The sequence below is a fragment of the Proteobacteria bacterium CG1_02_64_396 genome (assembly GCA_001872725.1).
Lineage (GTDB): Bacteria > Pseudomonadota > MNWR01 > CG1-02-64-396 > CG1-02-64-396 > CG1-02-64-396.
Genome location: MNWR01000088.1, coordinates 1 through 13,207, shown reverse-complemented (window position 1 = coordinate 13,207; position 13,207 = coordinate 1). Strand labels below are relative to the sequence as shown.

7 protein-coding genes and 2 pseudogenes are annotated in these 13,207 nt (G+C 60.0%); 6 read left to right on the top strand and 3 right to left on the bottom strand.

Annotation, left to right across the window (positions count from 1 at the left end):
• The 3 genes and pseudogenes from AUJ55_10235 to AUJ55_10225 all read right to left on the bottom strand — a co-directional run bounded on the left by AUJ55_10235 (position 1) and on the right by AUJ55_10225 (position 6,431).
• A pseudogene (locus AUJ55_10235) lies at positions 1 to 2,083 on the bottom strand (hypothetical protein).
• Between the two features lie 443 nt (positions 2,084 to 2,526).
• On the bottom strand, positions 2,527 to 3,453 hold the full coding sequence (locus AUJ55_10230) for a branched chain amino acid aminotransferase (protein ID OIO55485.1): 927 nt from the start codon (positions 3,451 to 3,453) through the stop codon (positions 2,527 to 2,529).
• Entirely contained in the window at positions 3,450 to 6,431 is a 2,982-nt protein-coding gene (locus AUJ55_10225; protein OIO55484.1) for a hypothetical protein, read from the bottom strand. Before AUJ55_10225 ends, AUJ55_10230 begins: the two co-directional genes overlap by 4 nt.
• A gap of 165 nt (positions 6,432 to 6,596) precedes the next feature.
• Here AUJ55_10225 and AUJ55_10220 point away from each other — a divergent pair, with 165 nt between their 5' ends.
• The 6 genes and pseudogenes from AUJ55_10220 to AUJ55_10195 all read left to right on the top strand — a co-directional run bounded on the left by AUJ55_10220 (position 6,597) and on the right by AUJ55_10195 (position 13,207).
• Positions 6,597 to 8,486 (top strand): cell division protein FtsH, encoded by a 1,890-nt coding sequence (locus AUJ55_10220; protein OIO55483.1) that lies wholly within the window; start codon positions 6,597 to 6,599, stop codon positions 8,484 to 8,486.
• A gap of 133 nt (positions 8,487 to 8,619) precedes the next feature.
• A complete protein-coding gene (locus AUJ55_10215; GenBank protein OIO55486.1) occupies positions 8,620 to 9,456 on the top strand; it encodes a dihydropteroate synthase in 837 nt (278 codons plus the stop codon).
• Between the two features lie 70 nt (positions 9,457 to 9,526).
• Entirely contained in the window at positions 9,527 to 10,324 is a 798-nt protein-coding gene (locus tag AUJ55_10210) for a TIGR00159 family protein (protein ID OIO55482.1), read from the top strand.
• A gap of 38 nt (positions 10,325 to 10,362) precedes the next feature.
• Positions 10,363 to 11,340 carry a hypothetical protein gene (locus AUJ55_10205; protein ID OIO55481.1) on the top strand — a complete coding sequence of 326 codons (978 nt, stop codon included), beginning with the start codon at positions 10,363 to 10,365 and terminating at the stop codon, positions 11,338 to 11,340.
• Between the two features lie 20 nt (positions 11,341 to 11,360).
• Positions 11,361 to 12,734 carry a phosphoglucosamine mutase gene (locus AUJ55_10200; GenBank protein ID OIO55480.1) on the top strand — a complete coding sequence of 458 codons (1,374 nt, stop codon included), beginning with the start codon at positions 11,361 to 11,363 and terminating at the stop codon, positions 12,732 to 12,734.
• Between the two features lie 128 nt (positions 12,735 to 12,862).
• A pseudogene (locus tag AUJ55_10195) lies at positions 12,863 to 13,207 on the top strand (hypothetical protein).

Below are 13,207 nucleotides of genomic sequence, written 5' to 3'. Positions count from 1 at the left end.
AGCGCGGGGAGGGGCGCGTTCCCTCCAAGATGGGTTGGATGTCGGAAAGGACAATCAGGCGGCGAGTGTTTTCACTTCCTTTGGGGTTGAGTCGGCTGATTTCCAACCGTCCCATATAAGTGTCGTTGGTCGGCCCCCCGGCGTGTTGGATTAAATCGAAAAGGGTCATCCCCTCTTTAAAGTCAACCTCTCCGGGATTACGAACCTCTCCTACAATGCTAGCAATCTGATCAGGACGGAAGCGTTTTACACTGAACACGGTGACGATGTCCTGGGGCTCCAAGCGCGGGGAGGGGCGCGTTCCCTCCAAGATGGGTTGGATGTCGGAAAGGACAATCAGGCGGCGAGTATTTTCACTTCCTTTGGGATTGAGTCGGCTGATTTCCAACCGTCCCATGTACGTGTCGTTGGTCGGCCCCCCGGCATGTTGGATCAAATCGAAAAGGGTCATGCCCTCTTTGAATGCAACCTCGCTGGGGTTGCGGATTTCTCCTGAAATGACAACCACCTGAGGGGGACGGAAGCGATCAACGTTGAATATGGTAACGACGTCTTGGGCCTCAAGAAGCGGAGCGTTCTGGTTGCCATCGATAATGGCCTGCAGATTGTTCAGAACGATGAGCCGTCGTTGGTGCACACTTCCTACAGGGTTTAATCGACTGATTTCCACCCGGTCCATGTAGGTGTTGGGAAGTAGATCGCCAGCGCGGTGGATCAGATCAAGCAAAGTAATTCCGTCGTGAAAATGGAATGAACCTTGATGGCGCACCGCGCCCTTGATTTCAAGGGTTTGCCCAGTTTGATAAAACGAGGCGGGATAAACCCGGATGGTGTCCATTGGGTGCAGAGGGATAACGGTTCTTCCCTCCAGAACATCCCCAAGGTTGAACGTCAGTAATCTGGTTTCGTAGAGGGGGGGGGCGATGCGGAGGATTTCTCCGTAACCTAGGTAGGGTTCGGCAAGCAGATCGTCGTAATGATTTGGGAATAGGTCGGCGAGGGTCATGCCCTTCTGGAAGGAGATGGTCCCTGAATGGGCGACATGACCGATCAGTCGAACCACTTGGGTATCGTTAGGCAGAATGGGGTAAATCGAGACCTGATCGCGATCCTTGAGTTTGAATTTTCGGGCTTGGCCCTGTTTTTCATGGGTCAAATCAAGATCAAGAACAGTGTGCCATTCGTTTTCTTCGATACGCCGAACCTGAACCTTGTTGAGCCACGCGGTCGGCTCAAGGCCGCCAGCCATATCAATCAATTGCCCCAAATTTGGAGATTCAGAAAATTCATAGGTGGCTGGGCGTCGGATGGGACCAGAAATACCGGCACGAATCCCCACCAGAGGAACAAAAATCGTGTCGCCGTTTTGGAGGGCTTGATCTTGGGAACGATCACCTTTGAGAAGGAAGTTGTATAGATCGGAGGTGACCGGGGTTTGTCCAGGCCGTCTAAGCTGAATTTGACGCAAACTGCCGCGATGTGTAGGTCCCCCCGCGACAAAAAGCGCCTGATAAAGCGAGGTCAGAGAGGAGACCTCGTAACTTCCCGGTTTATCGACCTCGCCGATGACATAAATACGAATTGTGCGCAGCTGCCCCATGGTAACGTGTAGGGTGAAATCGGTTAACACACGACCAATTTGCTGGGTGAGGTATTCGTCGAGGGCTCCAAAGGTCAAACCAGATACATCAATGGTGCCGACTTGGGGGATGACGACGCTACCCTCGCGACCAACCTGAAGCGGATAGTCACCGTTGACCCGTCCCCAAATGTGGACCACAAACTGGTCACCAGGGCCAACCATATAATCGGGACCGACCGCTGCATTATTGGTTGGGGCAAACGTCGAGGTGGCTTGGCGAAAAATGTCGTACCCGAAATTCTCTGGAGCACTGGATCGACCCAGTTGTTGAGGCGCCAGGGCGAACATGGCTTCAACATCGATGGGCCCCTCGTTGTTAGAGCTCTGTGAGGAGGAGGTGTCGTCGATTGAAGAGGTCGTATCGGTGTTTGGCTGGTCGTTGCCGCTATCGGACACGGTGTTTTGATCGACCTTGAGTTCCCCCTGAACCGTTGCGTCCAAGGTGGTCGTCGCATTCCCGTCGGGTGCAACAGTCGTTTGGGGCTGTCCCTCGGCACTGGTGTTTGAGGGAACGCCCGTCTGTGGTGTGGCGATGGGGGCCGAGGGTGTCATTCCGGTGGGAACGCCCCCCTCTGGCGCCGTGTTGACACCCACGGGCGGAGCAACTGGGGCGGTCGTTCCTATGGGGGCCGCGACGGCGGGCGCTGCGACGACGGGCGCTACAACGGCGGCTGGCATGACCGTTTCGGCTTGGGCCGTATAGCCCCATCCCCACATCAATAGGAGCGTTGAAACCACGAGTCGAATGGAGCGGGGGTGAACACGAGGGTTGCAATCTGCGAAAGACATCATCCTGAACCGACCTAGAAGTTGGAGTGCGCCAAGGCGCGGAGTGATCGAGAACATGTGCTAAGCGCCATTAAATCAGCGCTTCCCCAAAGAGTTTACGGCGCAACGGACGTTAGCCAATGGCGATATCGAGGATCGCGCCCGTGCACTGCATCGAAGTAAATCGTCTGAATTTTCTCGGTGATTGGCCCCCGTCGCCCCTCGCCAATGGTGCGGTGGTCGAGCTCACGGATGGGGGTGACTTCGGCGGCGGTTCCGGTGAAAAAGGCTTCGTCGGCCACATAGACGGTATCGCGGGTGATGGGGGCCTCGCGCACCTCATGCCCAAGATCGTGGGCAATGGTCATGACGGTGTGACGGGTGATGCCGTTGAGCGACGAGGTTAGCTGCGGGGTGTAGATGACCCCGTCCCGAATCACGAAAATGTTTTCCCCCGACCCTTCGGCAACAAAGCCGGTATCGTCGAGCAGAAGCGCCTCGTCGTACCCCCCATCCACCGCCTCGCGCTTGGCCAGCACCGAGTTGATGTAGTGGCCGCTGGCCTTGGCCCGGCACATGGCGATGTTGACGTGGTGGCGGGTGTAGGAGGAGGTCTTGACCCGGATCCCCCGTTCCAGCCCCTCTTCCCCCAGATAGGCCCCCCAAGGCCAGGCGGCAATAATGACGTGGGTTTTGAGCCCCTGGGCCAGCAGCCCCATCCCTTCGGGCCCCAGAAAGGCCAGGGGGCGGATGTAGCCGCTCTTGAGTTTGTTGGCCCGCAATACCTCAAGGGTGGCCTGCTTGATCTGCTCTTCGGTGAACGGCATGCCCATTTGCAGGATCTTGGCCGACTCGAACAGTCGCCGGGTGTGCTCGGCAAGCCGGAAGACGGCGGTCCCCTCGTCGGTCTCGTAGCAGCGGATCCCCTCAAACACCGCCAAGCCATAGTGGAGCGAATGGGTCAGGACGTGGGTGGTCGCCTCGCGCCACGGCACCAAGGCGCCATCCTGCCAAATGAATCCGTCACGATCAGCCATGCTCATGTGCTTTGCCCGCTATTCGACTGCGATTCAAGGGAAAAGGGGTCTGAATGGGGCGCAATACTACTCACCACGCCGCGATCCGACACCCCTTCGCGCACACCATCGTTCACGAAGTGAAGGTAGCCTGGCCCAAGGGCGACGTTCTCTGGCGGGGGGGGAAACAGTCGGATCCACTCTTGATGTTGGCGGCGGCGGTAGTCCTCCCAAGTCGACAGCAGTTCCTCTGGGGTGGTCGCCATGACCTGGGACAGTGCCTGGAGCTGCGGGCCGCTGGTGGGGATACGGTGTTTGCTCTCTGGGTCGAGCAGCGCCAGTTTTTGGTCCAGTCGGTGCATCCAGTGCCACCCCTGTACCAACTGGGTAGCCTCGTTCGGGGTGAGCAGACCGGTTGCTGGGGCGGCCAACAAGGTGGCAGCGGTACCCCGTTTCAGCAGACGGGGTTGATCGGCGCCCCAGCCCAGCACCAGGTATTGCGCCAGGAATTCCAAATCGACCAGTCCCCCCGGTGCCAGCTTGATGTCCCATCGATCAGCCCCCTTTTCGGCGGCGATTTTGGCCCGCATGGCGGCAATTTCAGCCGCCAGGGTTTCGCGGCTGCGAGGGTGGGTCAGGATGTCGTCGGCCAAAAGCCTAAAGGCCACCCCCAGGTTGGGATCGCCCGCCACCATTCGGGCGCGGCACAGAGCCTGATGTTCCCAGGTCCAGGCCTCCTTGAATTCGTAGTGTCGCAGGGTCGAAAGCTTGGTCGACAGAGGTCCCGAATCGCCACCGGGGCGCAATCGGGCATCGACCTCGAAGAGCGGCCCCAGCGGGGTCATCCCCCCCAAAATCCCCATGACCTCCTTGGCCCAGCGAATGGTCCAGGTGGCCGGATCCAGGGGGCGAACACCCTCCGATCCCCAACAATCTTCTGGGACGTCGTAGAGAAACATGAGGTCGAGGTCCGATCCGTAGCCCAGCTCCCGGCTGCCGAGTTTGCCCAGGGCGATCACCGCAAAGGTGGCACCCGCAAGATTGCCGTGACGGGTCTCCATGTGGATCAAGCTCCAGCGATGCACCGCTTGAATCGCCGCTGCCGCTAGGGCCGACAGGGCACCGGAGACTTCGTCGGCATCGCTTAATCCGATCAAATCGCGCACTGCGATACGTAGCGTCATTTCGCCCCGAAAGCGGGCTAGGGTTCGGGAGACCTCTTCTGGGGTTTCGAGAGGGCGCAAGAGATTGTCGAGCTCATCCTTGAGTTCGCGGGTTTCGGGGAAGCGGGCCAGGGTGGTCGAGTCGTAGACCGCTTCGAGCAGGGGAGGGTGTCCGACCACGGTGCGAGCGATGGCCGAGGCCTCGGTCATCAGCCGCCCCAAACGGCGGATCAATTCGGGGTGGTGGTCGAGCAGCGCGATGACCGCGCCAAAGGGGGCGAGCGACTCGGTCAGGCGATGCAGGAGCGACAGGCCAACATCGCGCATCGGACTTGCGACCACCGTTTGCGCCACCGCAGCCACCACCCGCCGGGCCCGTTGCCGTTCTCCCTCCGACCAGGGTAGGTGGTCGAGCAGATCGTGCACCGCTTCGTACAGCCGTTTGGTGTCGTCGGGGTGGGCCCATTGGAGGTCGGCGATCATACTCCAGGGAGGGAGTGTTTCCCCGGGTTCGCTGGATTGGGCCGAGGTGGAACCCAGCATCCCCTCGAATGCCTCCCCCACCACCTGGCGCACCTCGTCAAGGCGACCGTGGAACAGTTCCAGCAATTCGGCGTCGCCCAACAGATGACGGTTTTGGGGTGGCAGAAGCATCCGGGCAATGCGCAGTTGGACCGTAGGGTCGTCGGGCAAACGGTGGGTTTGTTCCTCTTCCCAGGCTTGCAGGCGGTGTTCAACCCGGCGTAGAAAACGGTAGGCGTCGATCAGTCGGTTTTTCTCCTCGATCGACAAAATCCCCCGCCGACTCAAGTGGTAGAGCACCCGCTCGGTGGGGCGAATGCGCAGGCGACGATCCTTGCCGCCGAGGAGCAACTGATGGGCCTGGGCGAAAAACTCGATTTCCCGGATGCCGCCCCGACCCAACTTGACGTTAAAGCCCTCCTCGTGTTCGCGGTATTGGTTGATTTTTTCCTTCATCGCCGCGATCCCCTCGACCAAGGTGAAGTCGATGGAGCGGGGGAAGCGAAAGGTCGATAGCTGCCGCAACAGATCGCAGGCCATTGGCCGATTACCGGCGATGGGGCGGGCTTTAATCATCGCCGCTCGCTCCCAGGTGTCGGCGTACGAGAAGTAATGGTTGAGGAACATCTCGGCGTCGGGGATCAGGGGCGCGGTCTCCCCGCCGGGGCGCAGTCGCATGTCGACCCGGAAGATGAAACCGTCGGCGGTGGTTTGTCCGATCGCCTCGATCAGTTGCCGAGCCAGCCGTTGCAGGTAGGGTTGGGCATCAAGGTTTCGGCTTCCACCGCCAGTGGTGGCGTAAGGATCTGCGGCGACAAAGATCAGATCGACATCGGAGCTGAAGTTGAGCTCCCTAGATCCGAGCTTGCCCATCCCCAGGATCGCCATATCTTCATCCAGGCGCCCCAAGCCGGGGGTGTGGTGGGCGACCAACCAACGCCAGGCGTGGTCGATGGCCCATCCGGCCCAAAGGCTGAGCGCGCCGGTGACATCAGCCACCGGCGCACCCCCTTCGAGATCGGCCTGAACGATGGCCAAAATGACCCGGCGTTTGGTTTGGCGCAGATGGCGCAGTAGGTCGCCCGGGGTCGCAAGGGGGGCGAATTTCGGCTCGGCTTGATGGAGGATGTGCCAAAGCCGCTGGCGTAGCGGTTGGTCGAAACGTTGCCCCAGCCAAGCCTCGGGGTGGCGGGCGATCAGATCGGCGGCCAAGTGGCTGCCTTGGCTCAGGCTTTCGGCGACGGCGACAAACGGATCGGTGACGGGCAGATTGAGCAGGGGGTGACCGAGGGGGAGTCGGTCGCGAAGCGGTGTCGGCATGCAGGGAACCTTTCATGGGTAGGGGAGTTGATAGCTCCTCCAATTCCCGAGAGGGCGTGGTTTGGTCTATATTGTGCGCCTTTTAGCCCGAACGCAGGTTGTTGGGGCAGCGCGAAACGATTCCCGGGGTCCATTACGGACCCGCCAAGAAGTCGGAGCAACCTCTTGAACAACTTCTACAAAAACCTCTCCCTGTGGCTGGTGATCGGCCTGGTCATGATCATGCTGTTCAATTTGTTCAGCAAACCGGTCCCCGGCAACAAGATGATCTATTCGGCCTTCCTCAGCGAGGTCGAAAAGGGCAACGTGGTCGAGGTGACCATTGACGGCACCAAGATCACTGGATCCCTGGTCGACGGTCGCCCCTTCACCACCTATGCGGTGGAGGATCCCGATCTGGTTAAGGATCTGCGCGACCGCCACGTTTCGATCGCCTCCACCCCCAAAGAAGAACCCAACCTGCTGGTTTCGGTGTTGGTCTCTTGGTTTCCGATGATTTTGCTCATCGGCATCTGGATTTTCTTCATGCGCCAAGTGCAGGGGGGCGGGACCAAAGGGGCGATGTCATTCGGTAAGTCGCGGGCCAAGCTGCTCAACGAAAACTCACAGAAGGTCACCTTTGCCGATGTAGCTGGCGTCGACGAGGGCAAGGGGGAGCTGACCGAGGTGGTCGACTTCCTCAAAGACCCCCAAAAATTCACCAAACTCGGCGCCAAGATTCCCAAGGGGGTGCTGCTGATTGGTCCCCCCGGTACCGGTAAAACCCTGCTGGCTCGCGCCGTAGCGGGGGAGGCGGGGGTCCCCTTTTTCTCGATCTCCGGCTCTGACTTCGTCGAAATGTTCGTCGGCGTCGGTGCCAGCCGGGTACGCGATCTGTTCGAGCAGGCCAAAAAACAGGCCCCCTGCCTGGTTTTCATCGACGAGATCGATGCGGTGGGACGGCGTCGTGGTGCCGGTCTGGGTGGCGGTCACGACGAACGGGAGCAGACCCTCAACCAACTGCTGGTCGAGATGGATGGTTTCGAATCCAACGAAGGGGTCATTCTGATCGCCGCCACCAACCGACCCGACGTGCTCGATCCGGCCCTGCTGCGTCCGGGCCGCTTTGATCGCCAGGTGACCGTCCCCTCGCCAGATGTGCGCGGACGTGAGCAGATCCTCAAGGTGCACATGGGCAAGGTGCCGATCGACGACAGCGTCGTGCCCTCGGTGATTGCCCGCGGCACCCCCGGTTTTTCAGGGGCCGATCTGGCCAATTTGGTCAATGAGGCGGCGCTGCTGGCGGCTCGGCAAAACAAGGAGCGGGTGACCATGGCCGACTTCGAGGCGGCCAAGGACAAGGTGCTCATGGGGGTCGAACGTAAGAGTCAAGTCATCAGCGAGCGAGAGCGGGCCACCACCGCCTACCACGAGGCGGGCCACGCCCTGGTGGCGATCAAACTGCCCGGCACCGATCCGATTCATAAGGTTTCGATCATTCCCCGTGGACGCGCTCTGGGGGTGACGATGCAGCTGCCTTCCGAAGATCGCTACACCGCCGACATCGAAAAGCTCGAAAACGACATTGCCATCATGATGGGTGGGCGGTTGGCCGAGGAGTTGGTACTCAATCAGAAGACCACCGGTGCCTCCAATGACATCATGCGGGCAACCCAGTTGGCTCGGCGCATGGTCACCGAATGGGGGATGAGCGAAGCGCTCGGCCCGCTGACCTATGGTGAGAAAGAGGAGGAGATCTTCCTGGGTCGAGAAGTCACCAAACACAGCAATCTTTCTGAGCGCACCATGCAACAGATCGACGGTGAAATCCGCACCGTCATTGATCGCAACTACAACCGGGCGCGCGAGATTCTTAAGAACGACCTCGACGAGCTGCATACGTTGGGTCGTGCCCTGCTGCGTTACGAGACCATCGATGCCAAGGAGATCGCCGCCATCCTCAAGGGGGTGGGGATCCGGGGCGAGAGTTACATCGGCGACATGGATCCCGATGCCTTCGAACGCACCGTTCCCCCTTCCGAGGAGGAGGCGGCCGAGGGTGGGCGCCCCGACTGATCCCGAACATCTGCGCTGGCAGGGGGAGCCCCTCCCCTTAAGGCCGGAACAAGTCGATCGCATCATCGACGGGGAGGGGCGCCATGTGCCCCTCCCCGCTCCGTTTGCAGGCTCCTGGTGGCGACCACTTGGATTGACGGGGGGCGAAGACCGGCAGCGTCCCGCCATCATGGCGATCCTCAACGCAACCCCCGATTCCTTCTCCGATGGTGGTTCGATAGATCCCTCAACCTCCAGGGGATTGGCTGCCGCTCTACGACGCGCCGAAAGCGCATTGGCCGAGGGGGCCGAGATTCTCGACGTCGGGGGGGAGTCGACCCGTCCGGGGGCGGCGGTGGTCGATGAAGCAGAGGAGCGGCGCCGGGTGGTGTCGCTGATCGAAGGGTTGAGCCGCCGTGGCTTGGGGCCGGTCAGCATCGATACTCGCAAGGCAGCGGTCGCCCGGGCGGCCTTGGAGGCAGGGGCCGCGATGGTCAACGACGTCTCGGCGGGGGGCGATCCGGCGATGTTCCCCCTGGTGGCCGAGGCCGGTTGCCCCATCGTCTTGATGCACATGCGTGGCGAACCGGGGACGATGCAGCGTCACCCTGAATATGACGATGTGGTCATGCAGGTGGGGGAATATCTGAGCCAGCGCCGTGCGCTCGCGCTGGCGGCAGGGATTACTTCGGACCGCATTCTGGTCGACCCTGGGATCGGTTTTGGCAAGCGGTTGGAGCACAACCTGGCGCTGCTGCGTCAGGTGCACCTGCTGCGTCAGCTGGGGCCGGTGCTTCTGGGGGTCTCACGCAAGCGTATGTTGGGCGAGCTACTCGGGATCGACGAGCCACTCCGGCGTGATCTGGCGACCGCAGTGGTCTCGACCCACGCCATGCGGGTTGGCGTTGCGGTAGTTCGGGTCCACGACGTGCGGGGATCACAGCAGGCTCTAGCCTTGATTGAAGCCATGGAGTCGATGGGGTATCTTTAAGGATGGCTTTAGGATGTAAGCACAAGTACTTGAATTTATTTTTAAACATACCCAAGAAACCCCTCTTTTCATGGCAGATCTTTCCACCCAAATAACCGCCTTTGTCGGCGAGTTGAGCTTCCGTGATGTCATCGACATAGCGGTGGTGTCGGCATTGATTTACGGCTTGCTGCTGTTCTTCAAAGGCACCCGCGCCATGCAGATGCTGGGTGGACTGGCGATGTTGCTCGGTCTGTACCTCGTGGCCGAGTGGGCTGGACTGGTGACCACGCAGTGGTTGTTCTCCAACTTCATCTCCTCCCTGATCGTCATCCTGGTGGTGTTGTTTCAGCACGAAATCCGCCCCTTGCTCATTCGCATGGGTAAGGCATCGCTCTGGCACCCGGTCGCTTTCACCGAAAAGGAGGCGATCGAAGAGGTGACCCGCGCGGTTCGAGCGCTAGCTCAAGACCGCATCGGGGCCTTGATCGTGTTCCAGCGCGAAACAGGGCTGAACAACTTCCTCGACACCGGCACGGTAATCGATGCCCGGGTACGGCGGGAGCTCATTGTTTCCCTCTTCCATCCCTCCTCTCCAATCCATGACGGCGCGGTTATCATCGTGGAGGGGCGGGTGATTGCCGCCGGCTGTTTCCTTCCCCTGTCACAATCCTCCGAACTGTCCAAACGCTTGGGGACCCGTCATCGGGCGGCACTAGGTTTGGCCGAGGAGACCGATGCGGTGGTTGTGGTGGTGAGTGAGGAGACCGGTCGGATCTCGGTGGCAGTTGATTCAACCCTTGAAAGTGGACTTGAGATCGAACAGTTGCGCGACCGCTTGAACGAACTCTTGCGGGTGCGGCAGGTGGCGGTGACGGGGGCTGCATGAGCGACATTAAAGCCCCTAAGGGACGAGCCGCCCTCGATATGACCGGGACTTTCGTACGCACTCCCACCACGAGAGCCAAAAGGTCGGTTCTGGGCCGGATTTTGATTGAAAATACCGGGCTCAAATTGTTGTCCCTCTTTTTTGCCCTAGTGCTGTGGTTTTTCGTCAACGCCGAGGACAGGGTAGAGCTATCATTTGAGGCGCCGGTCCGGACGATCGGGCTGGACGAGGGGTTGGTCCTGATCAGTACCATCCCCCCGGGAATCACCGTGCAATTGGAAGGCCCACGCAGTCGCTTGGGGCGCTTAAATCCCTCCGATTTAGTGGTGAATCTCGATTTGTCGGCATTTACGGGACCTGGCGTGGCCAACCTGCCGATTCTACCGCGTAACGTCGAACGACCGCAGGCGCTTGAGGTGGTCCGAGTTTCCCCGAGCGAATTGCCGATCAAGGTCGACCGCAAGGTGGAACGCTCGGTCATCGTAACGCCGCGTTTTGTGGGAACCCCTCCGATTCAGGTGGAAGTTGCCTCAGTAGAGGTCACCCCCTCGACGGTTTCCGTTCAGGGGCCGGAGGTGTGGATGGAGGATCTCAAAGAGGTTGAGACCGATCCCATCGATTTGGCAGGGCATTCGGGGGATTTCACCGTAAAAATTCCGGTTCATACCGGGAATGTCGATCTCAAACCGCTGAGCGGCGAAGATGTCGCGGTCAAGGTGCAAATGAGGCCCCACCTTGAGATGCAACGGGTCGAAGGCATCGGAGTCGTGGTTCCCGGGGCCTTTGCGGGAAGTCGAATCGAGCCTAAGCAGGTTTCGGTCGAGGTGCGGGTTGTAGGTGGTCACCCACCCATCTCCCCCGAAGACATACGGGTGGTTTGGTCTCCCATTGAACAACACCCAGGAGCGCTGGAGGTGGTTCTTCCCGAAGGCGTTCAATTGGTGCGGACCATCCCCGAAGAAATTGCGGTTCTTTCGATACCAGAAGAGCCCTTGAATTCAGAATCCAAGCCGTAGGCAGGTGGAGTCAAAACGCAATGGGCGAACGCCAATATTTTGGAACCGACGGAATCCGCGGGACCGCCAACCGCCATCCGATGACGGTAGAGGTTGCCACCAAGGTGGCCCGAGCAGCCGGATACCTGTTTTCGCAGCGGGATGGCCGTAGTCATTGGATATTGATCGGCAAGGACACCCGCCGCTCTGGCTACATGATCGAGGCGGCGATGGTGGCTGGGTTCACCTCGGTGGGGCTCAACGTTTTGCAGGTCGGGCCATTGCCGACCTCGGGCGTGGCGATGTTGACCCGGGCGATGCGGGCCGATGGCGGGGTGATGATTTCGGCATCGCACAACTCGTTTGAGGACAACGGCAACAAGTTCTTCGATGCGGATGGCAACAAGCTTTCCGACGAGGTCGAGTTGGAGATCGAACGGTTGATGAGCTGCGATAAGCTCGACGCGTTCCGTCCCGAAGGTAAGGAAATTGGGCGGGCCGTGCGCATCGAGGATGCCAAGGGGCGATACATCGAATACTGCAAGGCGACCGTCCCCCGCAGATTGCGCCTGGATGGATTGAAGCTGGTGGTCGATGCGGCCAATGGAGCCGCCTACCACGTGGCGGGTGAGGTCTTCTATGAGCTTGGGGCCGAGGTCATCACCACCGGGATCAATCCCAATGGTCTGAACATCAACGATGGGGTGGGGGCGTTGCATCCCGAACATTTGGCCAATCTGGTGAAGGAGCACGGTGCCGACGCAGGGATTGCCCTGGATGGCGATGCCGACCGCCTGATCATGGTCGACGAAACCGGGCGTGTACTCGACGGAGACGATATTCTCGGGATGGTCGGGGTTATTCTGCATCGAGAGGGGCAGCTTCGTGGGCCAGTAGTCGCAACGGTCATGAGCAATATGGGACTGGAGCGGCTCTTGGCCGCCCACGGCATCGAATTCGTTCGCACCGCCGTGGGAGATCGCTATGTCCTGGAGGGGATGGCCGAGCATGGTTCCAATGTGGGGGGGGAGCAATCGGGCCACTTGATCATGTCGGACTACGTTACCACGGGGGACGGCATTATCGCGGCGCTCCAGGTGCTTCGGGCCACAGTGGTTGCGCAGGCTCCGCTTTCTCGGGTGGCAGGACAATTGGAGCGTTATCCACAGCGGTTGGTGAACGTGGCGTTGTCTGCCCCTTTGAGTCGTGAAGATAAGCAAAAATTGGCTGATTTGAGTCGAGACCTGAGCCAGTCGATTCTCGACGCTCGCAGCGATGGCCGTGTGGTGCTGCGCCCCTCTGGGACTGAGCCAAAGCTACGCATCATGGTCGAGGCACGCAGCGAGGATCTGTTGGCTAGTCTACTGAGCGAGGCGCGGGAACAGGTTGCCAGCCTGCTGAACATCGCGGTTTGATGGTCTACGTTCAATGTGCCGAGCATCACCCGAACTGGCAGCATGTCATGTGCATCACCCCACGAAATCGGTACCATCCCGCCCCCTGACCGGTTGTCCATCCCAAAGCTGAAAAAAGGTTGGTTTGAATGAGCGAAGCATCCTCCGCGACGTCACCGTCCACTCGGCGGGAGCCTCCGTACGATCAGGACGAAGACGAGATCAACCTCGTCGAGTTGCTCTGGGTTGTGGTTAAGAATCGCTGGCGAATCGCCCGGGCGATGCTGATTGCTGGGGTGCTCGTGGCGGGCTTTACCCTGACGATGAAGAACGTGTACGAGTCCAAGGTGACCCTGTTGCCCGTGTCGGGGAGCGACAATGGGGGGGCTTTGGGTGGGGGTGCGTTGACGTCGCTTCTACCGTTTGGAAGAAAGACGACGGATCCCTTCCAGGCGGTGCTCAACAGTCAAGGGTTGAAGAGCGCTTTGGTCGAC

What these genes read in the sequence shown, in the direction of transcription:
- AUJ55_10225 (OIO55484.1), bottom strand. Translation starts at nt 6,431, where the DNA reads ATGCCGACACCGCTTCGCGACCGACTCCCCCTCGGTCACCCCCTGCTC.
- AUJ55_10230 (OIO55485.1), bottom strand. Translation starts at nt 3,453, where the DNA reads ATGAGCATGGCTGATCGTGACGGATTCATTTGGCAGGATGGCGCCTTG.
- AUJ55_10205 (OIO55481.1), top strand. Translation starts at nt 10,363, where the DNA reads ATGACCGGGACTTTCGTACGCACTCCCACCACGAGAGCCAAAAGGTCG.
- AUJ55_10200 (OIO55480.1), top strand. Translation starts at nt 11,361, where the DNA reads ATGGGCGAACGCCAATATTTTGGAACCGACGGAATCCGCGGGACCGCC.
- AUJ55_10210 (OIO55482.1), top strand. Translation starts at nt 9,527, where the DNA reads ATGGCAGATCTTTCCACCCAAATAACCGCCTTTGTCGGCGAGTTGAGC.